Genomic DNA, 25265 nt, shown 5'->3' on the forward strand with positions numbered 1-25265 from the left:
CATGATTAAGTACCCCCCACGCGGAGCGACATCATGATTCAGATTGAAGCGGAAGCCCTGCAACAGCTGCTTTTATTGCGCCGGCAATTGACCGCGCCCTGTGCCGGCCTGCGCCTTTGGCTTGAGGGCGATGCCTGCCGGGGCTGGCGGGTTTCCCTGGAGTGGAGCGCGGCGCAGCGGGAGGAGGAGTATCGCGTCGAGTATCAGGGATTGGTGCTGCTGGCGGCCGTTACGCACTGGCCCTATCTGCAGGGCGCGACGCTCGCGGCGGGCGCCCGGGACGGCGAGCCGGGCCTCTGGATAGATCTTCAGGCGTCGGCCTGCCAGTGCGACCACCAGACCTGCGTATCATAACCGGCATTCAGCTAAGGCATTCACCCGGGGTATCGCCAAGCATCGCCCCGTGAACTGGAGAAAAATGTATGTGGAATTATTCAGAAAAAGTTAAAGATCATTTTTTTCATCCGCGCAATGCCAAAGTCGTCGAGCAGGCGAACGCCATAGGCGACGTCGGTTCGCTGAGCTGCGGCGACGCCCTGCGCCTGATGCTTCGCGTCGACCCCGAGACGGAAATTATCGAGGAGGCGGGTTTCCAGACCTTCGGCTGCGGCAGCGCCATCGCCTCTTCCTCGGCCCTGACCGAACTGATTATCGGCCGCACCCTGACGGACGCGGCGCAGCTGACCAATAAGCAGATTGCCGATTACCTCGACGGCCTGCCGCCGGAAAAAATGCACTGCTCGGTGATGGGGCAGGAAGCGCTGCGCGCCGCCATCGCCCAGTTCAGGGGCGAGGCGCCGGACGCCGATCACGAAGAAGGCGCGCTTATCTGCAAGTGTTTCGGCGTCGACGAAGGCCATATCCGCCGCGCGGTGCTGGAAAACGGCCTCACCACCCTTGAGGATGTGATCAACTACACCAAGGCCGGCGGCGGCTGTACCTCCTGCCATGAAAAAATCGAGCAGACCCTCGAGCAGATATTGAGCGCCAGGCCGGCAGTGGCGCAGGCCGTAGGCAAGCCCGCGCCGCAGCCGCAGCCCCGCGATGAAAACTGGCTGGCGGTGGAAGAGGTCATCGCCGGCCTGCGTCCGCACATCCAGGCCGACGGCGGCGATATGCGCCTGCTGAGCGTGAACGATAAACAGGTGACCGTCTCGCTGTCCGGCAGTTGCAGCGGTTGCATGATGACCGATATGACCCTGGCCTGGCTGCAGCAGAAGCTTATCGAACGCCTGGGCCGGTTTATGCACGTGGTGGCCGACCCGGCCACGGTCTCCACCAGCGAAGTTGAATGAGGTAAGCCGATGAAAGCTGTTTATCTGGATAATAACGCCACGACACGTCTGGACCCGATGGTCCTGGAAGCGATGATGCCGTTTCTCAGCGAACACTACGGCAATCCATCGTCGATCCATGATTTCGGCCAGCCCGCTGGCATTGCGCTGGCCAAGGCGCGGGAACAGGTGGCGAGCCTTTTGGGCGCGCGCCACGACAGTGAAATCATTTTTACCTCCTGCGCCACCGAGGCCACGTCCACCGCCATCCTGTCGGCGGTGGCGGCCTACCCGGAGCGGCGGGAAATCATTACCAGCATTGTGGAACATCCCGCGACGCTTGCGGTATGCGAATACCTGGAACGGCAGGGCTACCTGATCCACCGCCTGCCGGTGGACGGCGAGGGCGCGCTGGATATGGCCGCCTACCGGGCGGCGCTCAGCGACCGCGTGGCGCTGGTTACCCTGATGTGGGCCAATAACGAAACCGGCGTGGTGTATCCGGTGGCGGCCATGGCCGAGCTTGCACATGAACAAGGGATACTGTTCCATTGCGACGCGGTGCAGGCGGTGGGTAAATTGCCGGTGGCCGTCGGCGCGAGCGCCATTGATATGCTGTCCTGCTCCGGCCATAAATTTCATGGTCCCAAAGGGATCGGCTGTCTCTATCTGCGCCGCGGCACCCGGTTCCGGCCGTTGCTGCGCGGCGGCCACCAGGAGCGCGGGCGGCGCGCCGGCACCGAGAACATTGCCGGCATTGTCGGCATGGGCGCGGCGGCGGCGCTGGCGGATATCCATTTGCCGATGATGGACAGCGAGATTGCCCGCATGCGCGATCGTCTGCAAGACGGCATTCTCGGCGCCATCGGCCATACCCTGGTGATGGGCGGCGGGCAGCCGCGCACGCCGAACACGGTCAATATCGCCTTCGAATATATCGAGGGCGAGGCCATCCTGCTGTTGCTAAACCATGTCGGCATCGCCGCCTCCAGCGGCAGCGCCTGTACGTCCGGTTCCCTGGAGCCGTCCCATGTGATGCGCGCCATGGGCATTCCGTATACCGCCGCCCACGGCACCATCCGTTTTTCGCTATCCCGCTATACCCGCGAAAAAGAGATTGAGTATGTCATTGAGCAATTGCCGCCGATCATAGCCCAACTGCGCGCCTTATCGCCGTACTGGCAGGGCGATCGTCCGCTGGCGGTGGAAAACGCCGCCTTTGCGCCGACCTATGGTTAACCCGGGGGAGCCAGGCCGATGACCGCTATCGTGATTAACGACACTACGCTGCGCGACGGCGAACAAAGCCCCGGCGTGGCGTTCAGCGCCGGGGAAAAGGTCGCCATCGCCCGCGCCCTGACCGGGGCCGGGGCGGGCGAGCTGGAGGTCGGCACGCCGGCGATGGGCGATGAAGAATGCCGGCGCATCGCGCTGGTGCGCCGGGCGCTGCCGCGGCAGACCTTGATGTCCTGGTGCCGGTTGAACCGCCATGATATCCGGCTGTCGGCGGACCTGGGGCTGGACTGGGTGGATATATCGCTGCCGGCGTCCGGGCCGATGCGCGCTTACAAGCTGCATATGGGCTGGCCGCAGCTGGCGCGGGAGCTGTCCGGCCATATTGCCTACGCGCGAACTTTGGGGCTGCGGGTCAGCGTCGGCTGCGAGGACGCCTCGCGCGCCAGCGACGAGGAACTGCGGCAGATAGCCCTGGTGGCCGGCGACGCCGGCGCGCTGCGGCTGCGCTTTGCCGACACGCTGGGCGTGCTCGATCCCTTCGTTACCTTTGAACGCATCACGGCGTTACGCTGTCACTGGCACGGCGAAACCGAAATGCACGCCCATAATGACCTGGGGCTGGCGACCGCCAACACCCTGGCGGCGGTGCGGGCCGGGGCGACCCATGTCAATACCACGGTCTCAGGGCTGGGCGAGCGCGCGGGCAACGCCGCGCTTGAAAGCGTGGCGATGGCGCTGGAGTCCTGCCTGCAGGTCGACACCGGTATCCGGCTCGACCATCTGCCCGGCTTATGCGCGCAGGTGGCGCAGGCGGCGCGGCGCCCGATCGACCCCCAGCAACCGCTGGTGGGGGAACAGGTGTTTACCCATGAATCGGGTATCCACGTGGCCGGGTTGCTGAAAAATCCCGCCTGCTATCAAAGCATCGATCCGGCCCGGCTGGGGCGCGGCCACCGCCTGGTGCTGGGCAAGCATTCAGGGCGGCACGCGGTCGAGCGTATCTACGGCGAGCTGGGATACCGGCTTACCGGCGGCCAGGTGGAGCAACTGCTGCACGCTTTGCGCGCGCGCGCCGAGGAGTGGAAGCAGATTCCAAGCGACGAGCGGCTGCGCGATCTTTACAGCGAATTATTCGCTTTGCCCGGACCGAACTTCGGTTTGGCCCGTTGCGCGGGAGGCTAGAATGGAGTGGTTTAGCACATTACCCGGCGTTGATGAGCTGGAATCCGCCGAGGCGTTTTTCGCTTATTTCGAGCTGCCCTGCGACCCGGCGGTGATCCGCGCGAAACGCCTGCATATCATGCATGATTTCCACCAGCGCCTGGCGGGGGTGATAAGCCTGCCGCTGGCCGATCTGCCGCCGGGGGACGCCGGTGAACTGCGCAGAAACAAGGCGTACTGGTCGCTGGCCAGGAGCCTGCTGAACGACAGCTACCGGCACTTTCTGCAAGGCGCGGTGGCGGCGCAGTCGGGGCTATCGGTGTATCAACGCCACAAACGCTGTTTTATTCCCTGGAGCGGATTAATGGAGGTGCATCCTTGAAACCGACCTATGACTTTGGCGATCGGGTACGGGTTATCCGATCGCTGCGCAATGACGGCACCTTTCCCGGCAAGGCCCGGGGCGAGAAGCTGGTCCGCAAGGGCAGCATCGGCTACGTGCGGGAATGGGGCACGTTTTTACAGGATGAGATTATCTATCAGGTGCATTTCGTCGCGGAGGACTGCATCGTGGGCTGCCGCGAGCATGAGCTGATTTCAGGCTCGGCCCCCTGGATTGCCGGGCAATTCCAGTTCGGCGACTGGGTGAGCGCCGCGCTGCCGCTGGCGATTAACGGCGATCCGGTGGTGACGGAGGGCCAGGTGGGCCAGATTATGGATGAAATCCGCGATGTCCAGCCTATGGCCTATGTGGTGCTGTTCGAAGGCAGGTTGTTCCGGGTGCCGGAGGTGGCGCTGACCCCCCGGATCTGCGAAAGCTGAGCCATGCTCCTGGCGGCGCCACGGCGGCACAGGACGCGCCGCGGGCAAACGCATCAACCCACAGGAAACCCTAATGGAAACATGGCAGGTATTTTCCCGCTTAAAGCTGGCGCTGGCATTGTATCAAACGCCGCCGTGGCTATTAACCGCCGATCGGCTGACGGAGTTCGAGCCGCGTTATGTCCGCCAACTGCGGCTTGAAAGCCGGGTGGTGGACCTGGCCGGGGCGCTTGGGCTGCGCGCCACGGAAAACGATATCCGCGCGGCGGTGGCCGAGCTCGATCAGCGCCTGGCCGATGCCGCGCTGCAGCCGCGGCAATTGGCGGCCATAGGGCTGGACGCCAGGGGCCTCTATGAGGCCATGACCCATGAAGTCCTGCTGGACAAGGTCCTTGAACACGTGGCGCAACAGGCCCCGGCGCCTTCGGCGGCGGACGTGGCGCAGTGGTACGCCGCCCATCGGGACAACTTTATGCGTCCGGAGCAGCGCGCATGCAGTCATATACTGCTGACGGTGGATGAAGAGCAGCCGGGTTGCCAGCCGGACCAGGCGGCGCAGCGCATCGCCATCCTGCACCGGCGCCTGCGCCGCGACGCGCGCGACTTCGCCGTGCTGGCGCAGCGTCATTCGCAATGTCCCACCGCCCTTGACGGCGGCAACCTGGGCTGGGTCAGCCGCGGCCTGTTGTATGCTTCCCTTGATGAAACCCTATTTGCCCTGCCGGCGCGGCATATCAGTGACGTTGTCACTAGCCCCATGGGGCTGCATATCCTTTACTGCCGGGATATCCGCCCGGCCGCGCCGATACCGCAGGACGAAGCCATGAATGCCGTTGAAACCAGGCTTCGCGCCAAAGCGCGTCAGGCATACCAGCGCCAGTGGCTGGAAACGCTGGCGCGGGACGGCCAGCCGCCGGCGGCGGCGCGCTAAGCCGGCAGGGCGGGCCGACCCAGGCGGGCAACCAGAGCATCGCCGACAAGGCAGTATGCGCGGCACGGCGTTATGGCTGTGTCGCCTCCGGCGGTCTGGATCGCGCGTTTGCGACATACTCCCGCGCTGCGGTTTCCAGCCACCGGCAAAAAATGTCGGCCTTGCGGTTTTGCTTTTGGCGACGCAGGGCCACATAGCCGAGACCGCTGTCGATAAAGCCGAAGGGGGCGATCAATCGTCCCGCTGCCACATCTTCCGCCACCAGCGGCCAGGGGGATATCGATACGCCCAGCCCCGCGATAGCCGCTTCCAGCATAAAATAAAAATGCTCGAACTCGGCCGCGCCTTCACCGGCTGCGGCGATGCCCGAGCGCGCGCTCCAGTCAGACCAGGCGTTGCGCCGGGAAACCGTGTGCAACAGCGCCGCCGGCCATGGCTTTCCGGCGGCAAGCCGGATTGACGGCGCATGGACCGGGCCGAATTTCTCGCTGAACAAAGGGATGACGTCGACGCCCGGCGGCCAGGGCCCGCGGCCCACCCTGATCGCCACGTCGACATTATCCCGGATGGGATCCGCCGAGGTGCCCGCCGAGTTCAGGCGTACCTCGACCCGGGGGTGATGCGCGTTAAAGTGATGCAGGCGCGGTATCAGCCAGCGCATGGTAAAGGTGCCGGGACATGAAACATCAAGCGTGCCCTCATCGGTATCCGCAATCTGCTGCACGGCCAAATCCACCTGATCAAAGGCGCAGGTCAAGGCCGGCAACAGCCGGTATCCCGCCTCCGTCAGCGCCGGCGCATGTTTCGGGCCGGCGAACAGGGCGACGCCAAGCCAGTTTTCCAGTTGTTTAACCTGCCTGCTGACGGCGCCGTGCGTGACGCACAGCTCCTCAGCCGCCAATTTCATCAGTCCCAGCCGCCCGGCCGCTTCAAAGGCCTTGAGCGCGTTCAGTGAGGGGATGCGGCGTCTCATGGTGATTTTTTCTCACTTAGCTTGTCAGCAAAAGTCGATTAACAGCCATCTAATCAGGAAGTAGGGTGGTATGCAAAAGAAAGGTGCAATGACAACAGGAGGCCGTATGCAACAACAAATGTGCCAGGCAGTGGATGATTATCTTAACCGCCTGCTGGTCCCGGAAGATCCGATCCTGCGGCGGGTCGCGGCGGCAAACCGCCGGGCGGGCCTGCCGCCCCATGATGTCGCCCCTAACCAGGGCAAACTGCTGTTTATATTTGCCCGCATGGTCAGGGCGCGGCGGATTCTTGAAATCGGCACGCTGGGCGGGTACAGCACCCTTTGGCTGGCAAGGGCGCTGCCTGAGGACGGCGAGCTGATAACGCTGGAATGCCAGGAAAAACATGCGGCCGTCGCGCGCGACAATCTCAAGCGCGCCGGCCTTGGCGCACGGGTCAGCCTGCGGGTGGGGCCGGCGCTGGCGACGCTTGCGGCCTGGGATGACATGGCCCCTTTCGACCTGATTTTTATCGACGCCGATAAGGTGAATAATACGGCTTACCTGGATTGGTCGCTGCGTCTGTCCCATCCCGGCACGGTCATTATCGCCGATAATGTGATCCGCGGCGGCGCCATACTGGACAGCGCCAGCCAGGATGCGAGCGTGATCGGCGTGCGGCGCTTTTTTGCCGCCTTGTCTGCTAATATCAATCTGACGTCGACAGCCCTGCAAACCGTGGGATGCAAAGGATGGGACGGGTTTTCCCTCTCCATCGTCAATTAAGCCGTCAGGGTCCCGGGCCAGGTATGGATGACGCTTTTACCGCTGCGCCCGCATTATCCCGCAGGAGAAACCTATGCCACAAGATGACTTTCGCCTCACCACGGCTGCACAGCTGGAGGCGATATACGGCGCGGTAGCGCCCCCCTCGATTGTCAAGGAAACGGATTATCTTCATCCGGCCTACCGGCCGTTTATCGAAGCCGCGCCGTTCGCGGTGCTGGCAACGGCGGGCGGCAGCGGCCTGGATGCGTCGCCGCGCGGCGATCCGGCCGGATTTGTTCATATCGAGGACAGCCGCACGCTGCTCTTGCCCGACCGGCGCGGCAATAACCGCATCGATAGCCTCAGGAACATCGTCGAGGACCCGCGCGTCGCGTTATTATTCCTGATCCCGGGCATCGGCGAAACGCTGCGGGTCAACGGCACGGCCGACATCAGCGTTGAACCGGCGCTGCTGGCGCGTTTCGCCATGGCGGGTAACCCGCCGCGCACGGTGCTGCGCATCAGGGTGCAAAGCGTGTTCTTCCAATGCAGCCGCGCCGTCATCCGCGCGCGCCTGTGGGATCCCGCCACGCAAATCGCGCGCGACAGGCTGCCCAGCGCAGGGGCGGTGCTGAAAGCGATTTCCAACGCCGGCATTGATGGCGACGCCTACGACCAGGCCTTGCCGGACCGGCTGAAAAAGACGCTTTACTGAATCAGCCGCACACGGGACGTAGCGGCCGACACGCCGCACGGCGGGCGGTGGTCCGGGATTAACCCGAAGTGTAATTCGGGAGATGAGGCACAATTTTTCCCGGTCGCCGGTGCATACTAGGCTTAACCTCATAAAGATAAGGGTTAAGCATGAAAAAAATCCTCTTATGCTGCGTTTCCGGCACCTCCTCGTCGGTGCTGGCCCGCAGGATGCAGGCGCTGGCCGCGGCCAAGGGCCTTGCTGTCCAGGTCAGCTTTGTCGATCTGGAGCATATCGGCGATACCTGCGCCGACTACGACTGCCTGCTGCTGGGGCCGCATATTCAGTACAAACTGAATGAAATCGTCGGCATCTACAACTCGCCGTCCAAGCCCGTCGCCATTATCCGCAGCATTGACTACGGCATGATGGACGTGGAGAAAATCCTGCACGACGCCCTGGTGATGCTGGACGAGTCGACCCCGGCGTAGCCGGGATCCCGGCGGTCTAGAGCGCGGCTTTCACCAGGCTGACCCAGGTTGCCACCCGATCGGCGCTCAGGTCGGCCTGGTTATCCTGGTCCAGCGCCAGTCCGACGAATTCGTCGCCTTCCAGCGCCGCCGACGCGCTGAAGACATAGCCTTCCCGGGGCCAGGCGCCGACGACGTTGGCGCCCGCGTCCGAGACGATATCGTAAAGTTCACCCATGGCGCTGACGAAATTATCCGGATAGGCCTCTTGGTCGCCCAGGCCGAACAGCGCCACGGTTTTGCCGCTTAAATCCGCCTGCGCCAGGGTATCGGCGAATTCCGCCCAGGATTCGCTCTGGCATTCCGCGTCCAGGCCCGGCAACTGGCCGTCGGCCAGCGTCGGCGTGCCGAGGATCAGTACCGGGTAGGCGAGCAGATCCTCAAGGGTGGCGCGGTTGATGTTTTTCGGTTCGTCCGCCTCGCCGTCAAACTGCTGATGGATCAGCTTGGCGATCTTGCGGGTTTTGCCGGTGTCAGTACCAAAAAAAATGCCGATCTTAGCCATAAGAATGTTCCCCAATTGTTAACTTTGCCAAAAAAAGCCCTGGCCGGATAATCCGCGCCCCGACGCACCCCGCCGGGAACGGGCGCCGGGCGGATACCGTGCCTTGCACCAGAGGATGATCCCGGCCGGCGTTAATCCTGCTCATCTTCATCATCTTCGGCGCGGCGCGTCGCCGGTAAATAAATCTCCACCCGATCGCCTTCGCCGACCTGCGTATCCGGCGGGCACAGCCGGCCGTAGATGCCGAGGCGGTGCGTATCCGGGTCAAGATAAGGAAACAGCTGCGGCAGCGGCGAGGCCAGAATGGCCTGGCGCACCGTGACCGGCGCATCGAGTTTCATTTCAATACAGCGGCCCTGCGCGCCGTTGACGTGAGCCACGGAAAATTTCATCAGTGACAACCTCCGGTGGGTTGACGGGCAAGCTTAAGCGATGCGCTTTCCCGGCTGGTCAGGCGCTTTACCAGACGGATGCCGCTGAGCAGCATGCCCATCACCACAAACCCGCCGGGCGGCAGCAGCATCAGCAAAAAGCCGCGGTAGCCGGGCAGCAAATGCAGTTCGAGAAAATGAAAATGGGGACCGAGCAGCAGGGCGGCGCCGCTGAACAGCGTGCCGCTGCCGAGGATCTCGCGTACCGCGCCGACGCTGGTCAGGCCCAGGGTAAACCCCAGTCCGGTGGCCAGGCCGTCCAGCGCCGCCGGTATAATTTTATGGTGGGCGGCAAATGCTTCCGCCCGCCCCAGCAGGGCGCAGTTGGCGACAATCAGCGGAATAAACAGCCCCATGACCTTATGCAAATCGTGCATCCAGGCATTCATGGTCAGATCGAGAATGGTCACCAGCGACGCGATAATGGAAATGTAGACCGGAATACGGATCTGGTTGGGCGTGACCTTGCGCAGCGCCGAGACGATAAAATTGGAGCAGGCCAATACCATGGCGGTCATCAGGCCCAGGCCCAGCCCGTTGGTGGCGGTGGTGGTGATGGCCATCAGCGGGCACAGCCCGAGGATTTGCACAAAGGTGACGTTATTGGTCCATATGCCGGAGGTCAAAATATCCCGCAGCTGCGGCTGGCTGTTTTCACTCATCATTCGTTCTCCCCGTTTTCCGGCGCGCCTTGGCCGCCCAAGAATTCCGCCTGTTTTTCACGATACAGCACCAGGTTTTCATGCACGCCCCTGACCACGGCGCGCGGCGTGATGGTGGCGCCGGTAAAGGCGTCAAACTGACCGCCGTCTTTTTTGACATGCCACTGCTGCTCGGTAAGATTAGTCAGCGACTTGCCGTCAAAGCTGCGGATCCACGGGCTATGGCCGAGCTCGATGGCGTCGCCCAGGCCCGGGGTTTCCTTATGGCTAATCACCCTGACGCCGGTGATGGCGCCCTTGGCGTCAATGCCGGTCAGCAGCTGGATCGGGCCGCCGTAGCCCTGGGTTTCGCTGGTCATGACGATGCCGCTGGGTTGCCCGTTGAGGCTGGCGCGGAAAAAGCTCACCGTCCGGCCGTCGATAACCAGGCTTCGCTGCGCGTCCGCCAATGCGTTGTCATAATGACTGGCGGGGAACACCTGCGACAGCATGGCCTGGGTATCCTCCTTTTCGCGCTGCACGATCTGTTCGTGGGTCAGCCACCAGCAGCCGGCCACCAGCAGACAAACGATCAGGGTAAAGGATCCCAGTAAAAACCCCTGGGTAAACGGGCTTTCCCGCGCCGGCAGATAGTGCGCCGCCGCGCGGCCAGGCAGATTGCTCATGATGATTTCTCCTTGCCGCCCACGTAGCCGTAGGCCTTCGGCTGGGTATAGTTGTCAATCAGGGGCGTGACCGCATTCACCAGCAGCACGGCGAAGGCCATACCCTCGGGGAAATTGCCGAAGGCGCGGATGCAATAGGTGATAAACCCCGCCAGCAGGCCGTAGATCAGCCGGCCGCGCACGCTGCCCGGACCGGTGACCGGATCGGTAAGGATATAAAACGCCCCGAGCAGCAGCCCGCCGCTGGTGAGCTGGGCCAGGGGCGGCACGATGCCCGCCGGCGCGATCAGCCAGTGGATAAGGCCGGGGATCAGGCATCCCAGCAGGGTCGCCACCGGGATATGCCAGCTGAATACCCGCTGCTGGATAAGCCACAGCCCGCCGAGCAGCAGCAGCAGCGACGAGGTTTCGCCCAGGCTGCCGCTGCGGTTGCCCAGCAGGTTGGACAGCAGCTCCAGATGGGCGCGGCCGCTTTCCTTGAAGCCGCCCAGCAGGGTGGCGCCGGTCATGCCGTCCACGCCCAGGTGGTAAAAGGCGCCGTTGTAAAAGGCGGCGGGACTGACCCAACGGGTCATCTCCACCGGGAAGGCGATCAGCAATACCACCCGCGCCAGCATGGCGGGGTTAAACAGGTTTTGCCCCAGGCCGCCGTAAATATGTTTGCCGAAGATAATCGCCACCGCGCTGCCGAAAGCGCCCAGCCACAGCGGCGCATGGGGCGGCAGGCTCAGCGCCAGGATAAGCGCCGTGAGAATGGCGGCGCCGTCGAAGGTATGTCCCTGGGCCGCCGGATTGAGTTTCAGGCACAGGACCTCACAGATAAGCGCGGTCAGCAGGCAGCAAAAAATCAGCAGGACCGACTGGGCGCCAAATTGCAAAAAGGACAGGATCACGACCGGGAACAGGGAAATATTGACCCGGTACATCAGCCGGTCGACGCTGAGTCCCTGATGGGCATGTGGCGCGGTTAACATGGTGTTTCCTCCGAGGGCGGTGCGGCGCGCCTGGCGCGCCTGGCGGGTTTCGCCGCCTGGGCGGCCGCTTTATCGGCGGCTTCCCGCGCCAGGCGTTCCTGACGTTTGGCGCTGTTGTGCCGGGTGCGCTCCAGCTTGTCTTCCTGGCGCTTGATAAGACGCAACTGCTGCTGACCCCAGTCGAAAAACTGCGTCAACGGCAGCGCCGCCGGGCAGACATACGCGCAGGATCCGCACAACAGGCAGGCATCCAGTCCTTGCTGCCGGGCCTTGGCGAAACCGTCGTTTTTCAGTTCGGCAAACATGGCCTGCGGCGCCAGGCTCATCGGGCAGGCATCCAGGCAACGGCCGCAGCGCAGGCAGGCGCTGGGGCGGGTCTGCGGCAATTCGTCGCCGTTAAGCAGCAGCAGCCCGCTGGTGCCTTTGGTGATGGGCGTATCCAGCGATTCCACCGCCCGGCCCATCATCGGTCCGCCGAGCACCATGCGCGCCGGCTGGGATTTCAGGCCGCCGCACTGGCCGATAATATCCTTAATCGTCGTGCCGATGGGCACCAGCAGATTGGCCGGCTGTTCAATGGCGCGGCCGCTGACGGTAATGACCCGGTGGGTAACCGGTTTGCCGAAACGGATGGCGTGGAAGATGGCGATACAGGTGCCGACATTTTGCACCAGCACGCCCATTTCGGTGGAACGGCGGTTTTGCGGAATCTGGCGCCCGGTCACCGCTTCTATCATTTGTTTGGCCGAACCGATGGGATAGAGCGAGGGCAGAATCACCACCTCGATATGCTCTTCCTGCCGGCACAGCGCGTCCAGCCGGGCGATGGCCTCGGTTTTATTATCCTCGATGCCGATATAAACCTGCCTGGCGTGGGTTATGGCCTGCAGGTAGCGGATGCCGCCGATGATAAATTCCGCCTGCTCACGCATTAAACGATCGTCGGTGGTGAGATAAGGCTCGCATTCGCCGCCGTTGACGATAAGCGTTTCAATGGGATAACGCAGGCTCATGCGTATTTTATCGGCGGCCGGGAACATGGCGCCCCCCATGCCGACAATGCCGGCCTGTTCAATCAGCGACAGCATGGCCTGCGCTTCGTCCAGGCCGGCGGCGGCCAGCAGGCGGGGCGCCGCCGGCTGCTCGGCGGAGACGTTGACGGTAACCGCGCCTTGTTCGCCTTCAACGATGCGGGTGACCACGCCGGCCAGCGCGGTGTGCACCGGCGCGGACATTCTTTCGCGCGCCTCGGCGATCCGCTGGCCTGCGGTGACACTGTCACCCAAGGCGACCAGCGGCACCGCCGCCGGCCCGGTATGCTGGCGCAGCGGGATAATCAGCTGGCGCGGCATGACCAGCGGGCGAATGGCGATATCGCGGGTCAGGGATTTATGGCTATAGGGGCGGATGCCGCCGTGGGGTTTTAAGCGGGCGCTAAACATAGGATGCCTCCCGGACGTCAAAACGGGGTTTTGCGGCCGATGGGGTGAGCTGCGGGTCGGCCCGCAGCGCGATGGCCTGCCGCGGGCAAACGGCGAGACAGGCGGCGCAGCCGGTGCAATCATCGCCCAGGATGCCGTGCTGTTGCCGCGCCGCGCCGATAATAGCGTCGAAATTACACTTTTTCTGGCAGCGGCCGCAGCCGTCGCAGGCCTGGGCGTCGATCACCGCCACCTGCGGCGCGCTTTCGCCGCCGTCGTCCGCCGGCCGATCCAACAGCAAGGCGATGCGTTTCGCCAGCGCCGCCCCGCCCGGCGTACAGGCGCCGACCGGCGCTTCGCCGCGCACCATGGCGCCGGCGGCCTGGGCGCAGCCGGGAAAACCGCACTGGCCGCACTGGCCGTTGGGCAGCAGGGCGATGACCGCTTCGATGCGCGGATCTTTTTCCACCTTAAAATAGATGGCGGCATATCCCAGCAGGTAACCGATCAGGGTGCCGATGGCGGGAACCGCCAGCACCGGTAAGATACTCTCCACGCTGTTCTCCTTATCCGGCCAGCCCGGCGAAGCCGGTAAACGCCAGCGCCAGTATGCCGGCGGTAATAAAGTTAATCGGCGCGCCGCGAAACACCAGCGGCGGCGACGCGTTACCCTGGCGCTCGCGCAGGCCGGAGAAAATCACCATCACCAGCGAATACCCCAGCGACGAACTGAAGCCGAAGACCACGCTGTGCAGGAAGCTCAGATTGTCGTCCAGCACCAGCAGCGCCACGCCCAGCACCGCGCAGTTGGTGGTGATAAGCGGCAGGAAGATGCCCAGCGTGCGGTACAGCGCCGGGCTTTGTTTGGCGATAAACAGCTCCAGCAGCTGTACCAGCGAGGCAATCACCATAATCAGCGACAGCAGGCGCAAATATTCCATGCCCAGCGGCACCAGGATCCAGTGATAGATAACCCACCCCAGGCCGGCGGACAGGGTGATGACAAAGGTGGTGGCCATCGACATGCCCAACGCCGAATCCACTTTATTGGTGACGCCCATAAAGGAGCACAGGCCGAGAAAGCGCGCGAGCACGATGTTGTTCACCAGGCCGTTGGCCAGCACTATCAGCAATATTTCTTTCATTCGGATCCCCGACGACGCGATACCTGTTCATAGGGGGTATTGCGAAAGCTGTGCCAATGTGGGCTGGGCAAAAAATGGGCAAATACGGTGCAGAAAAGGGATCATAACGGCGCGCGCCGCCGCCGGCCGGGGCGCGGCATGGGGATGATGATGGGCGCCGGCGGCCCTTTTTGGCCGCAAAACCCCTGTTTAGATCAAGGTTTTCGCCGGTTTTTCAACATGCGGTATTAATCTTGCACAATTTATCGGGTTACTGCGGTTCACATCATCCTGTCGGAAGATCAGACAAATTGTCGTGAATCGCACAGCCTGTTTTTATCCCGACCCGCAGGAGAGGTTATGCGTATTCCTTTATTTGATGATGCATCGTTGATAGCTACCCCCGTTTGTGCCCCGGCGTTGTCAACATTGCGTCCCGGGCTGTTTTATACGGCGGTGGAACAGTCGTCGGTGGCGATTTCGATAACCGATCCCAACGCGCGCATCGTTTATACCAATCTGGCGTTCCGGCAATTGACCGGTTATGACGAACCTGAGCTGACCGGGGTGAACCACAATATATTGGCCAGCCGCCAGACGCCGAAAAAACATTACCAGGAAATGTGGAGCACCCTCATCCAGGGTTTGCCCTGGGTCGGGCAGTTGATTAACCAGCGCAAGAACGGCAGCCTGTACCTGGCCGAGGTCAGCATATCGCCCATTTTCAGCCCCGACGGCCAGATCGAGCATTTCCTCGGCATGCATAAGGACATCTCCGACAGCTACGCCCTGATGCAGCGCCTGCGCAACCAGATGTCCCTGATCGCCGCGGTATTGAACAACGTGCCGGCGCCGGTGGTGGTGCTGGACGAACATGACGCCATCGTGATGGACAACCTGGCCTATAAAACACTGTGCGCCGACTACGGCGGCCGGGAACTGCTGGCGGAAATGGGGTATCCGGAAAATAAAGCGCGGCTGGCGTCCGGCGAGCGCGTTACCGTGCATATCGGCGGCGTGCCGCGGGTATTCGGGCTGAGTATCTGGCCGCTGTCGGAAGTTAATGAAGAGGTCAGCCGTTATTTTTCCGATATCGCGCCGCCGCGTACCCTGGTGACCCTGATTGATGACAGCGAACGGCAGCGACAGCGCGCGCAGCAACGGCTGGACCAGCTTAAGCAGAAATTGGTCTCCGGCAAACTGCTGGCGGCAATCCGCGAATCACTGGACGCGGCGATGGTACAGTTAAGCGGTCCGCTGAATATGCTGGCCGCCGCGCGCCGCCTGAGCCCCGCCGGCCTGGTGCATCCCGGGCTGGACGCCGCCTGGCAGGAAGGGCAGCAGGCGCTGGCGCGGCTGCAGGCTTGCCGGCCGTCCCTGGAACAAGAAGAAAGCGATTTCTGGTCGATAGGCGATCTGCTGCAGGATTTGACCGATCTGTACCTGCCGCGCATCCGCTCACTGGGCGAACTGCAATGGCGGTGCGAACCGGAAGTGCTGCTGGGCTACGGACAGCGCCACCAGATTCTGGCGTCGTTAAGCCTGTGGCTAGACCGCTGCCTGATCCTCGCCGGTGAACGTCCGGCCTCGCCGCTGCTCCTGACCCTGCATGCCTACACGCAGGATAATGCGTTCTTTTTTGCGCTTCAGGACAATCTGTCCCTGCATCCGGTGCAAAACGCCGTGCCGGCGCAAACCTTTACCCTGCCGGGGCACGGTATGGAGCTGCGGCTGATACAAACCCTGATCGGCAACCATCAGGGCATGATCGATCTTCATATCCACGCGGAGGGCGGGACCTTATTGACCCTGCGCCTGCCGCTGCCCGCTATGCCATTCCGGCGTCCGGTGATGACAGGAGAATCAAAATGAGCCAATTCCCCACTCCCACGCAGGCTTCACGGCGTTTTGATCTTTCCCAGCAGTTTACCGCGCTGCATAAAATAAGCGTGGCGCTCAGCCGTTCACTTGACCTGGGACAGACCCTGGAGGCCATGATCCAGGCCTTGTATGAACACGCCTATATGCAGTACGGCATGGTGTGCCTGTTTGACAAATCCCGCAGCGCCCTGTTTATCGAAGCGCTGTATGGCGCCGATACCGAGGTGGTGAAAGGATGCAAGAATGTCCGTTATCGCATCGGCGAAGGCATTCTGGGCACGGTGATGAGCCAGCAGCGTTCGCTGGTGCTGCCGCGCGTGTCCGACGACCCGCGCTTTCTCGACCGGCTGAACCTGTATGATTACGGCCTGCCGTTTATCTGCGTGCCGATACCGGGACCGGACGGGGTGCCGCTGGGCGTGCTGGCGGCGCAGCCGATGGAACTGCACGAGGATCGGCTGCCGGCCAGCACCCGCTTTCTGGAAATGGTGGCCAATCTGATTTGCCAGACCGTGCGCCTGGTCGGCCATATGAGCGTCGAGACCGAGGCCTTGCGCCAGGAACGCGACACCCTGCGCCGCAAGGTCAAGCATCAGTACGGCTTTGACAACATGGTAGGCAACAGCCAGCCGATGCGCCAGATTTTCGACGTGATCCGCCAGGTGGCGAAATGGGATACCACCGTGCTGGTGCGCGGCGAAAGCGGCACCGGCAAGGAGCTGATTGCCAACGCCATTCATTACAACTCGCCGCGCACCCTTGAGCCGTTCGTGAAGTTCAACTGCGCGGCGCTGCCGGACAACCTGCTGGAAAGCGAACTGTTCGGCCATGAAAAGGGCGCCTTTACCGGCGCGGTGCGCCAGCGCAAAGGTCGGTTCGAGCTGGCCGACGGCGGCACGCTGTTCCTGGATGAAATCGGCGAGAGCAGCGCGTCGTTCCAGGCCAAGCTGCTGCGCATTTTGCAGGAAGGCGAAATGGAGCGCGTGGGCGGCGATACCACCATTAAGGTCAACGTGCGTATCATCGCCGCCACCAACCGCAACCTGGAGGAAGAGGTGCGCGCGGGGCGTTTTCGCGAGGATCTGTACTATCGGCTTAACGTAATGCCGATCAACCTGCCGCCCCTGCGCGAGCGCCAGGACGATATCGTCGGTCTGGCCCAGTTCCTGATCGCCAAGCTGGCGGCAAAGCAGGGACGGGACCTGCGCATCAGCGACGGCGCGCTGCGCCTGCTGATGGGGTATGGCTGGCCGGGCAATGTGCGTGAACTGGAAAACTGCCTGGAGCGGGCGTCGGTAATGTCGGAAGAAGGGCTTATCGATCGCGACGTGATCCTGTTCAACCACAGCGAGGCGTCCGCCATGGCGCCGGCGGCGATACCACGCGGCATGGCGCCCGCGCCGCATGCGGAGGCGCCGGGGGATAGCGATATGGACGATCGGCAAAAGCTTATCGCGGCGCTGGAAAAATCAGGCTGGGTGCAGGCCAAGGCGGCGCGGTTGCTGGGCATGACTCCGCGCCAGGTCGCCTATCGCATCCAGATCCTCAATATCAATATGCACCGTTTGTAAGCGGTACGGCGACGTGTCGGCGGGCACAAAGGGGATGCTCACGGGCCAGGGCGGGCCGTTTGCCCGCAGGCCGGTACGACGACGGCATCAGTGCCAGCGTTCGGCGGCCCATTGCGCGCGCTGTTGCGCGTCATGGAAGGTCCAGGCGATAAAGCGGCTGATTTTCTGGCCCTGGGCCATTTCCACGGTGCGCACGTCGGCGGCCCCGGCCTGCTTTAGGGCCTCATAGAGCGGCGGCAGCGTCGTGTGCTTGGAAATCAGCGAGGTAAACCACAGGCAATTTTTGCTTTTGCCCACGCTCTCCGCCACCATTTTGCCGACAAACGCCAGTTCACCGCCTTCGCACCAGAGTTCGCTGCTTTTGCCGCCAAAGTTCTGCACCGGCTTGGCGGCCACCTCGCCTTTGCCCAGCTTATGCAATTTACGCCGCGTGCTGGCGATCGCTTCTTCCTCCGAGGCATGAAACGGCGGGTTGCACAGGGTGACGTCAAAACGCTCGGCAATACCGATCATGCCGTCAAGGATGGCGTTACTGTCTTTTTGCTGGCGCAACCGCACGCTGTTTTTAAGCGTCGGGTTCATGCTGACGATCATTTTCGCCGCGTTCAGCGACAGGGGATCGTTTTCCGTACCGGTAAAGCGCCAGCCGTATTCGCGCTGGCCGATAATGGGATAAATGCAGTTGGCGCCGATGCCGATATCCAGCACGGCCACACCTTTGCCGGTGGGAATCTCCCCGCCGTTGCTTTCCGCCAGCAGATCCGCGAGATAATGCAGATAGTCGGCGCGCCCCGGGATCGGCGGACAGAGATAATTGGCGGGAATATCCCAATGCTCGATGCCGTAATAATGCTTAAGCAGCGCGCGATTAAGCATTTTTACCGCATTGGGATCGGCGAAATCCACTGAAATATCGTCCCAGGCGTTGGGTTTGACAAAGGGTTCCAGCGCCGGAAGGCTGGCTATCAACGCGGTGAAATCATAGCGTGAACGATGACGGTTGCGCGGATGCAGGTGATTTTTCTGCTGCGGGAAGGTCTTCTTTTTTTCCATCATAAATTCCACCACGTAGTGATCCATCCATAAGCCGTCATGTTCTGACGGGCTTTTCCGGCGCTTAAGATAACACATAGCGGGCTAAAAGGCCGCCAGGCGCCTTCGCCGGCCCGGGGCCAGCGTTGCCCCAGCCGGCGGCGCCCCGCGGGAAAATTGTGGTGGCACAGGCTTGGCATCGCGGCCGGAAAAAGGGATGATGGGCGGCCTCAGGCGAATAAAAGTGTGTGTATTCATATATTTATATGTAAACGAATGCACACCGTAATTGTTAGGGATAGAAGATTAAATGTTGTTAAAGACTATAAAATGCCGTTTTTCCCGGGCTGACGCCACCGGCGACGGCGCGCACGGCCGGATCCTGCTGCGCCGGGGGGCCTACCTGCTGTTTGCCGCCTATTTTTTGCTGGGTACCTTCGGCCGTTTCCCCTGGAAGGCGGATGAGCCGTATTCGTTCAGCATTGTCTGGAATATGCTGACCTACGGGCATTGGCTGGTGCCGCATGTGGGCGGGGATCCCTTCCTGGAAAAACCGCCGCTGATGTTCTGGCTTGGGGCGCTGTGCGCCAGGCTGATTCCCTGGCTGCCGCCCCATGAGTCCTCCCGGCTGGCGGTGCCGGTATGCCTTGTCGCGACGTTCTGGGCCTGCTGCCGGGTGGCGCGGCGTTTATATGACGAGAGGCATGATACGCGGCGGGAAGAGGGCATTATCACACGGCAAGACTGGCGTCTGACGGCGGTTTGTCTGCTGGCGGGCACCGCCGGGCTTACCGAACACGGGCATAAATTTACTGCCGACCTGGGACAGATGGCGGGCGCGGCGCTGGCGCTGGCCGGCTTGGCGTTGGCGGGTGCGCGGCCAGGTATCTCCGGCCCGGCGGGGTATGCCGCATCGCCGGGAAAGGGCGGTCGTTATGGCCTGCTGTTCGGGCTGGGCGCCGGCGTGGCCTTTTTGAGCAAAGGGCTGCTGGTGCCGGGTATTGCCGGCGTGACGCTGATGCTGTGCCTGGCGCTGATACCCGGCTTCCATCAGCGCGCGGGGCGGCGGTTTTGGCTTGGCGCGGCGACGGCAGCGCTGCCTTTCGCGCTGCCATGGCCATGGGCATTGTATCGCGCGGACCCGGATTTATTCGCCGAGTGGTTCTGGGTTAATAATATCGGCCGTTTCACCGGGAACACCCTGCTTGGCGGGCATGATAATCCATTCCAGGACAGGATCAGGGCGGTGCTGATCGGCGGCGCCCCCGCCTCCGTCATCGTACTGGCGGGCGTGTTTGCCGGCTTGATGCGGGCCGCACGCGCAGGGCTAGGCCGGCTGGCGACGGGACGCTTATGGCACAAGGCGGCCGGGCCGGAGATGCGCCCGGCCCGCGCCGTGAACGCCGTGCCGCCGGCGGGGCGGATTGGACTATCGGCCTGGCTGGCGCACCGGCCGGCTTATGGCGTGACGGCGCTCTTTTCCGCCGTAGGCGTGGCGGTGCTGTGCGCCTCGGGATCGGCGCGCGATATCTATTTGTTGCCGGTTTATCCCGCCCTGGCGTTGCTGGCCCTGCCGGCGGCAGCCGGGCTGGCGTGCCGGGACGGCAAGGGATGGGCCGTCGCGCGGCGGGCATTGGACGCTCTGTTCGGCATGGCGCTGATGGTGGTCGTCGCCACCTGGTCTGCGCTGGCCAACGGCATCGAACCGGCGTTGCTGCGCGTCATATGGCCCGGGGTGGATCACGTTTTCCCGTTGCCTTTTACGCTGCGCCCCGATCCGCTGGCGGCGATGGCCGCCTGTGGGCTGGTGTCGCTATGGTGGCTGATATTGCGCGCGCGCCGCGGTGTCGGCTTGCTCCTGGCGTGGACTTCCGGTCTGTCGACCCTGTGGGGGGTGGCCTTTGTTCTGCTGATGCCCTGGTTTGACGCGGCGCGCAGTTATAAAGAAGTCTTCTCGCCCCTGGCCAATTGGGTGGGTGATGCCGGTTGCCTGGCCACCGATGGCATGGGCGAGTCGGAACTGGGTATGCTGCATTATGTCACCGGTATGGCGGGCCGGCGCCTTTATGCGGGTCATTCCGGTCAGGGTGACGGTGTCACAAAAAATCCGGCCGTCCGGCTCTGCACGCTCCTGCTGGTGCAGGACAGCCTGACCCGCCCGGAGAAAAAACCAGGACCCCGGTGGTTACCGTTATGGCGCGGCGGCCGGCCGGCCGACGACAATGGCTTTACCCTTTACCGCCTGGCCAGCCAGGACGAACGGACGACGGACCAACGCTAAGCCCGGCGTCTTTGGCGTGTTGTCGGGTTTAAGACAATGTCGGCACGCCATGTTGTCATACGCCGGGGACGGTAAATGCTGCAGAGGCGTAATGGCTTGTAAAAAAAGAATTTTATTCTGCTTTTGTCTGGGCATGGCGATTGCAGCACTCCTGTCATGTCGTTTTGCATAAGGCGGTTCACATGGCATCTTGTCAGTCCTCATCCAGCGGCTGCGGCTCTTCCGGCCCCGGCGCTTCCCTGACTCCGCTTCAGGCGGACAAGGCGGCGCAGCATCCGTGCTATTCGCGCTTTGCCCATCACCGCTACGCCCGCATGCACCTGGCGGTGGCGCCGGCTTGCAATCTGCAATGCCATTACTGCAATCGCAAATACGACTGCAGCAACGAATCCCGCCCCGGCGTGGTATCGGAGGTCCTGACTCCCGCCGAGGCCATCGCCAAGGCGCGCCATGTGGCGGCGGCGTTGCCGCAGCTGTCGGTGATTGGCATCGCCGGTCCCGGCGATCCGCTGGCGAATATTGCCCGTACCTTTAAAACCCTGGAAGGACTGCGGCTGGCGCTGCCGGACATGAAACTGTGCCTGTCCACCAATGGACTGGGGCTGCCGGACGTGGTCGACCGGCTGGTGGATATCGGCGTCGATCACGTTACCGTGACGGTGAATGCGCTGGATGCGGATATCGCGGCGCGGATCTATCCCTGGCTCTGGTTTGACGGCGAGCGCCTGGAGGGCCGGGAGGCGGCGGCCCTGCTGCTGGACCGCCAGCAGGAAGGCATCCGCCGTCTCACCGCGCGCGGCGTGCTGGTGAAAATCAATTCGGTGCTTATCCCCGGCATTAACGACCGGCATTTGCCGGCGGTCAGCGAAAAAGCGCGGGAGTGGGGCGCGTTTTTGCATAATGTCATGCCGCTGATTTCCCGTCCGGAGCATGGCACGGTATACGGCCTGCGCGGCCAGCCGGAACCTACCGCCGGGGAAGTCGAGGCGGTGCGCGGTTTATGCGGCGGATCCATGCCGCAAATGGCGCATTGCCAGCAGTGCCGCGCCGATGCCATCGGCATGCTCGGGGAGGATCGCAGCCAGAGCTTCCCGCTGTCGGCGATACCACAGAACGCCGGATCCTACCTGCCGGTGATGCGCCAGCGCGCGCAAATCCAGGCCGGCATCGCCTCGCAGGGCGAGTCTGAGTCCGCCGGCGCCTGCCTGGTGGCGGTGGCGACCGCCCATGGAACCGCCATCGACGAGCATTTCGGCCATGCGCGGCGCTTCCAGATTTACAGCGTATCCGCCGCCGGCGTGATCCCCATCGGCGAACGTTTTACCCCGCCGTTTTGCAGCGGTAAAACCGACTGCGACGACGAGGCGCTCCAGCCGGAGCTGCGCCTGGACGCCGTGGTGGATTTGCTGGCGGACATGGCGGCGGTGTTCTGCGCCCGTATCGGCATGGGACCCTGGGAGCGCCTGGAACAGGCCGGCATCGAGCCTTGTGTCGGCGGCGCCTGGCAGCCTGTCGCCGCCACGCTCGGCCAATGGTGGCGACAGCGCGGCCAAAAGACTGCCGCCGCCGTCAAGGGGGTCGCCTGATGGTCGCCTGTCCCGCGCAACCGCGTAGCGCGCCGCCGGACATTTGGCTGCGCCGGCTGCTGGCCAACCATCTGGCGGGAAGCGCGCGTTTTCCCGCCGCCATGGGACTGTCCCCCGATCAATACCAGGCACTGGCGCGGCGCGTAGGGCTGGATCCCGGTTCCCGCGGCGCGGTATTGCAGCAACAGGATGCGCTGCTCGCCCTGCTCGCGCGCACCCGCCAGCAGGAATGCCAGGCGCTCGGCGACTGGCTGGCGCAATATATGTGCGCCGGCGCCGAACCGCTGAACCGGCTGCTTGCCGTCGCCGCGCTGGGATTTAACCATTTGTGGCAGGATTTGGGCCTGGCCTCGCGCGACGAACTGCGGGAACTGATGCAGGCCTGCTTTCCGGCGCTGGTGGCGATGAACGATCGCAATATGCGCTGGAAGAAGTTTTTTTATCGCCAGGTTTGCCTGGCGCAGACCGGCGAGTTGACCTGCCGATCGCCAAGCTGCGACGGTTGCTGCGAATATACCCTCTGTTTCGCCCCCGAAGACTGAGCGGGCGACGGCCCGCCGTCCGCTCAGCCGTCCGCTCAGCAAAGGGCCGCGCCGTACCACGCCGTGCGCGCGCCTGGGTAACCGGCGCGACACAACGCTAGCGCGGTTGCTGGCCCCAGCTCAGCAGCGTGGCAACCAGCGAGCGCAGCGCCTGCTGCAGCTGGCCGGCGCGCTCCGGCAGGTAGTCGAACGGCTGTTCCTCGCGCATATAATTGCACTGCGCCAGTTCCAGTTGCACCGCATGCTGGCGGGCGTGGGGCTGACCGTAGGCGCGGGTAATATATCCCCCCTTGAAACGGCCGTTAATCACATGGGTAAACGGCTGTTGCCGGCAAAACGCGGCCAGCGCCTCGCCCAGCGACGGCGCGCAGCTCATGCCGTCGTTGGTGCCGAAATTCAAATCGGGCAGGGTGCCGTCGAACAGCCGCGGGATAACCGAGGCGATGGAATGGGCGTCCAGCAACAGCGCATATTCATGCTGCGCCTTGATGTCGCTCAGGCAATCCTGCAGTTTGCGATGGTACGGATGCCAGATTTCATCAAGGTAACGCCGGCGTTCCGCCTTATCGGGCGTGGCGCCCGGTTTAAACACCGGCGTGCCGTCAAACAGCGTTTCGGGATACAGGCCGGTGGTGGCGGTGGTGTACAGGGGCTTATCGTCGGCGGGCCGGTTAAGATCGATAACCATCCGCGAGTAGGTGCCGATGAGGATATGCGCGCCGAGGGCGCGGGCGAAATCGTACAGCCTGGGGATATGCCAATCGGTATCCGGCAGCGGCCGGGCGGCGTCGCTCAGTCCGTCCGCCACCGCGGGCGTCAGCCGCGTGCCGGCATGGGGGATGCTCAATAACAACGGAATGGTGCCAGCTTCAAAAGTATAGGGTTCGGTAATGCTCATCGCGGATGCCCTCCTGGAAAACCCTGTTGAAAAGAAGGATTACGCGCGGCGTACGCCGCGGTAAATAACGCTGCCGGCCAGTTGCCCGCCCAGCCAGTAAGCTAATTCCGCCGGATGCGCCACCGGCCAGTGAACAAAATCGGCCAGCTTGCCGGCTTCAAGGGTGCCCTGCGATTCCGCCAGTCCCAGCGCCCGCGCCGCGTTAATCGTCACGCCGGCCAACGCCTCCTCCGGCGTCATGCGAAACAGGGTGCAGCCCATGTTCAGCATCAGACGCAGGGAGCAGGCGGGCGAGGTGCCCGGATTGATATCGCTGGCCAGCGCCATCGGCGTGCCATGCCGGCGAAACAGCGCCACCGGCGGCAGCTGGGTTTCCCGCAGCATATAACAGGCGCCCGGCAGCAGGACCGCCACGGTGCCGGACTGCGCCATGGCGCGGGCGTCGTCGTCGGTGGCATATTCCAGATGATCCGCCGACAGCGCGCCGTAACGCGCGGCCAGGCTGCTGCCGCCCAGGGATGAGAGCTGTTCGGCATGGAGTTTGACCGGCAGGCCCGCCTGCCGGGCGGCAGTAAATACCCGGGCTATCTGCGCGGGCGAGAAGGCCAGGTGTTCACAAAAACCGTCTACCGCGTCGGCCAGTCCCAGCGCCGCCACCTCGGGAATCCAGTGTTCACAGATAAGCGTAATATACTCGTCGGCGCGCCCCCGGTATTCCGGCGGCAGCGCGTGGGCCGCCAGCAGCGTGGTCCTGACCTGGACCGGATAGGCCTGCGCGATGCGCCGGGCGACGCGCAGCATTTTTATTTCGCTCTCAAGCGTCAGTCCGTAGCCGGATTTTATCTCGATACAGGTGACGCCGTCGGCCATCAGCATCGCCAGCCGGGGAACGGCCGCGGCCATCAGTTCATCCTCGGACGCGCCGCGGGTGGCGTTGACCGTGGACAGAATGCCGCCGCCGGCGGCCGCTATGTCCGCATAGCTGACGCCGTTAAGCCGCTGTTCGAATTCATGGCTGCGATTGCCGCCGAATACCAGGTGGGTATGACAGTCGATAAAGCCGGGGGTGACGATGCCGCCGCCGAAATCATGCCGGGCCGCCACGTCCGCCGCCGGCAGCTCGTCCCTGGGTCCGACCCAGGCGATGCGTTCGCCCCTGACGGCAATCGCGCCGTCCCTGATGATGTCATAGCGGCCGTTGCGCAGGGTCGCCACGTCGGCCCCCGACCATACGGCGTCAAAATGTTCCGTTACCGGCATGGATTGATCTCCCGCTAGGTTGATAAAAAAGTCTATTGAAACCCCACAGCCGTTCAGGCAACG

Annotated in this window: 27 protein-coding genes; 15 read left to right on the plus strand and 12 right to left on the minus strand. The window is 63.2% G+C overall.

The window, feature by feature from the left end; all coding sequences use genetic code 11:
• The first annotated feature begins 33 nt into the window (after positions 1-33).
• The 7 genes from ACL2XM_RS08270 to nifM all read left to right on the plus strand — a co-directional run bounded on the left by ACL2XM_RS08270 (position 34) and on the right by nifM (position 5424).
• Positions 34-354 carry a hypothetical protein gene (locus ACL2XM_RS08270; RefSeq protein WP_413732707.1) on the plus strand — a complete coding sequence of 107 codons (321 nt, stop codon included), beginning with the start codon at positions 34-36 and terminating at the stop codon, positions 352-354.
• 68 nt (positions 355-422) lie between these two features.
• Entirely contained in the window at positions 423-1295 is an 873-nt protein-coding gene (gene nifU, locus ACL2XM_RS08275) for a Fe-S cluster assembly protein NifU (RefSeq protein WP_410014903.1), read from the plus strand.
• Positions 1296-1304: 9 nt separating this feature from the next.
• On the plus strand, positions 1305-2513 hold the full coding sequence (gene nifS / locus ACL2XM_RS08280) for a cysteine desulfurase NifS (protein WP_413732709.1): 1209 nt from the start codon (positions 1305-1307) through the stop codon (positions 2511-2513).
• A gap of 18 nt (positions 2514-2531) precedes the next feature.
• On the plus strand, positions 2532-3692 hold the full coding sequence (gene nifV, locus ACL2XM_RS08285; RefSeq protein ID WP_413732710.1) for a homocitrate synthase: 1161 nt from the start codon (positions 2532-2534) through the stop codon (positions 3690-3692).
• A gap of 1 nt (position 3693) precedes the next feature.
• Entirely contained in the window at positions 3694-4053 is a 360-nt protein-coding gene (locus ACL2XM_RS08290) for a nitrogenase-stabilizing/protective protein NifW (RefSeq protein ID WP_413732711.1), read from the plus strand.
• Positions 4050-4493 (plus strand): nitrogen fixation protein NifZ, encoded by a 444-nt coding sequence (locus ACL2XM_RS08295; RefSeq protein ID WP_413732712.1) that lies wholly within the window; start codon positions 4050-4052, stop codon positions 4491-4493. The genes ACL2XM_RS08290 and ACL2XM_RS08295 overlap by 4 nt, the downstream gene beginning before the upstream one ends.
• Before the next feature lie 73 nt (positions 4494-4566).
• Positions 4567-5424 (plus strand): nitrogen fixation protein NifM, encoded by an 858-nt coding sequence (gene nifM / locus ACL2XM_RS08300; RefSeq protein WP_413732713.1) that lies wholly within the window; start codon positions 4567-4569, stop codon positions 5422-5424.
• Between the two features lie 70 nt (positions 5425-5494).
• Here the strand turns inward: nifM and ACL2XM_RS08305 are convergent, their stop codons facing one another.
• Positions 5495-6397: a LysR substrate-binding domain-containing protein gene (locus tag ACL2XM_RS08305; RefSeq protein ID WP_413732714.1), complete on the minus strand. Its 903-nt coding sequence runs from the start codon at positions 6395-6397 to the stop codon at positions 5495-5497.
• A 106-nt stretch (positions 6398-6503) separates the two neighbouring features.
• On the opposite strand from ACL2XM_RS08305, the gene ACL2XM_RS08310 reads away from it, so the two are divergent.
• From ACL2XM_RS08310 to ACL2XM_RS08320, 3 genes are all read left to right on the plus strand, one after another.
• The gene (locus ACL2XM_RS08310) at positions 6504-7163 is read left to right on the plus strand and encodes an O-methyltransferase (RefSeq protein ID WP_413730371.1); all 660 of its coding nucleotides are present in this window, start codon (positions 6504-6506) and stop codon (positions 7161-7163) included.
• Between the two features lie 73 nt (positions 7164-7236).
• On the plus strand, positions 7237-7860 hold the full coding sequence (locus ACL2XM_RS08315) for a pyridoxamine 5'-phosphate oxidase family protein (protein ID WP_410014912.1): 624 nt from the start codon (positions 7237-7239) through the stop codon (positions 7858-7860).
• Positions 7861-8009: 149 nt separating this feature from the next.
• A complete protein-coding gene (locus ACL2XM_RS08320; RefSeq protein WP_413722943.1) occupies positions 8010-8330 on the plus strand; it encodes a PTS sugar transporter subunit IIB in 321 nt (106 codons plus the stop codon).
• Between the two features lie 16 nt (positions 8331-8346).
• Here the strand turns inward: ACL2XM_RS08320 and ACL2XM_RS08325 are convergent, their stop codons facing one another.
• From ACL2XM_RS08325 to rsxA, 8 genes are all read right to left on the minus strand, one after another.
• Positions 8347-8874, minus strand: coding sequence for a flavodoxin (locus tag ACL2XM_RS08325; RefSeq protein WP_410014914.1), 528 nt, complete (start codon positions 8872-8874; stop codon positions 8347-8349).
• Between the two features lie 131 nt (positions 8875-9005).
• Positions 9006-9266 (minus strand): RnfH family protein, encoded by a 261-nt coding sequence (locus ACL2XM_RS08330; RefSeq protein WP_413732716.1) that lies wholly within the window; start codon positions 9264-9266, stop codon positions 9006-9008.
• Positions 9266-9970: an electron transport complex subunit E gene (locus ACL2XM_RS08335; RefSeq protein WP_413722941.1), complete on the minus strand. Its 705-nt coding sequence runs from the start codon at positions 9968-9970 to the stop codon at positions 9266-9268. Before ACL2XM_RS08335 ends, ACL2XM_RS08330 begins: the two co-directional genes overlap by 1 nt.
• Complete coding sequence (gene rsxG, locus ACL2XM_RS08340) at positions 9967-10632, minus strand: electron transport complex subunit RsxG (protein WP_413732718.1); 666 nt, start codon at positions 10630-10632, stop codon at positions 9967-9969. Before rsxG ends, ACL2XM_RS08335 begins: the two co-directional genes overlap by 4 nt.
• Positions 10629-11606 carry an RnfABCDGE type electron transport complex subunit D gene (locus tag ACL2XM_RS08345; protein ID WP_413732719.1) on the minus strand — a complete coding sequence of 326 codons (978 nt, stop codon included), beginning with the start codon at positions 11604-11606 and terminating at the stop codon, positions 10629-10631. The genes rsxG and ACL2XM_RS08345 overlap by 4 nt, the downstream gene beginning before the upstream one ends.
• Positions 11600-13048 carry an electron transport complex subunit RsxC gene (gene rsxC, locus ACL2XM_RS08350; RefSeq protein ID WP_413732721.1) on the minus strand — a complete coding sequence of 483 codons (1449 nt, stop codon included), beginning with the start codon at positions 13046-13048 and terminating at the stop codon, positions 11600-11602. The genes ACL2XM_RS08345 and rsxC overlap by 7 nt, the downstream gene beginning before the upstream one ends.
• Positions 13041-13583 (minus strand): RnfABCDGE type electron transport complex subunit B, encoded by a 543-nt coding sequence (locus ACL2XM_RS08355; RefSeq protein ID WP_413732722.1) that lies wholly within the window; start codon positions 13581-13583, stop codon positions 13041-13043. The genes rsxC and ACL2XM_RS08355 overlap by 8 nt, the downstream gene beginning before the upstream one ends.
• Positions 13584-13593: 10 nt before the next feature.
• Positions 13594-14172 (minus strand): electron transport complex subunit RsxA, encoded by a 579-nt coding sequence (gene rsxA, locus ACL2XM_RS08360; protein WP_162365699.1) that lies wholly within the window; start codon positions 14170-14172, stop codon positions 13594-13596.
• Positions 14173-14511: 339 nt separating this feature from the next.
• Between rsxA and ACL2XM_RS08365 the strand changes: the two genes are divergently transcribed.
• Positions 14512-16023, plus strand: coding sequence for a PAS domain S-box protein (locus ACL2XM_RS08365; RefSeq protein ID WP_410014921.1), 1512 nt, complete (start codon positions 14512-14514; stop codon positions 16021-16023).
• Complete coding sequence (gene nifA / locus ACL2XM_RS08370) at positions 16020-17603, plus strand: nif-specific transcriptional activator NifA (RefSeq protein WP_410014922.1); 1584 nt, start codon at positions 16020-16022, stop codon at positions 17601-17603. Before ACL2XM_RS08365 ends, nifA begins: the two co-directional genes overlap by 4 nt.
• 87 nt (positions 17604-17690) lie before the next feature.
• On the opposite strand, the gene rlmF is transcribed toward nifA, so the two are convergent.
• Complete coding sequence (gene rlmF, locus ACL2XM_RS08375; protein ID WP_410016814.1) at positions 17691-18656, minus strand: 23S rRNA (adenine(1618)-N(6))-methyltransferase RlmF; 966 nt, start codon at positions 18654-18656, stop codon at positions 17691-17693.
• Between the two features lie 289 nt (positions 18657-18945).
• Here rlmF and ACL2XM_RS08380 point away from each other — a divergent pair, with 289 nt between their 5' ends.
• The 3 genes from ACL2XM_RS08380 (at position 18946) to ACL2XM_RS08390 (ending at position 23044) form a co-directional block, all read left to right on the plus strand.
• The gene (locus tag ACL2XM_RS08380) at positions 18946-20916 is read left to right on the plus strand and encodes an ArnT family glycosyltransferase (protein WP_413732723.1); all 1971 of its coding nucleotides are present in this window, start codon (positions 18946-18948) and stop codon (positions 20914-20916) included.
• A gap of 182 nt (positions 20917-21098) precedes the next feature.
• Entirely contained in the window at positions 21099-22502 is a 1404-nt protein-coding gene (gene nifB, locus ACL2XM_RS08385) for a nitrogenase cofactor biosynthesis protein NifB (protein WP_413732725.1), read from the plus strand.
• Positions 22502-23044: a nitrogen fixation protein NifQ gene (locus ACL2XM_RS08390; protein ID WP_413732726.1), complete on the plus strand. Its 543-nt coding sequence runs from the start codon at positions 22502-22504 to the stop codon at positions 23042-23044. The genes nifB and ACL2XM_RS08390 overlap by 1 nt, the downstream gene beginning before the upstream one ends.
• Before the next feature lie 97 nt (positions 23045-23141).
• Here ACL2XM_RS08390 and hutG read toward each other — a convergent pair whose 3' ends face one another.
• Together hutG and hutI are read right to left on the minus strand one after the other, a co-directional pair.
• Complete coding sequence (gene hutG, locus ACL2XM_RS08395) at positions 23142-23942, minus strand: N-formylglutamate deformylase (protein WP_410014926.1); 801 nt, start codon at positions 23940-23942, stop codon at positions 23142-23144.
• A gap of 39 nt (positions 23943-23981) precedes the next feature.
• Positions 23982-25202, minus strand: coding sequence for an imidazolonepropionase (gene hutI, locus ACL2XM_RS08400; RefSeq protein WP_413732727.1), 1221 nt, complete (start codon positions 25200-25202; stop codon positions 23982-23984).
• Positions 25203-25265 lie beyond the last annotated feature (63 nt).

Source organism: Sodalis sp. RH20 (assembly GCF_047324205.1).
Classification (GTDB): domain Bacteria; phylum Pseudomonadota; class Gammaproteobacteria; order Enterobacterales; family Enterobacteriaceae; genus Acerihabitans.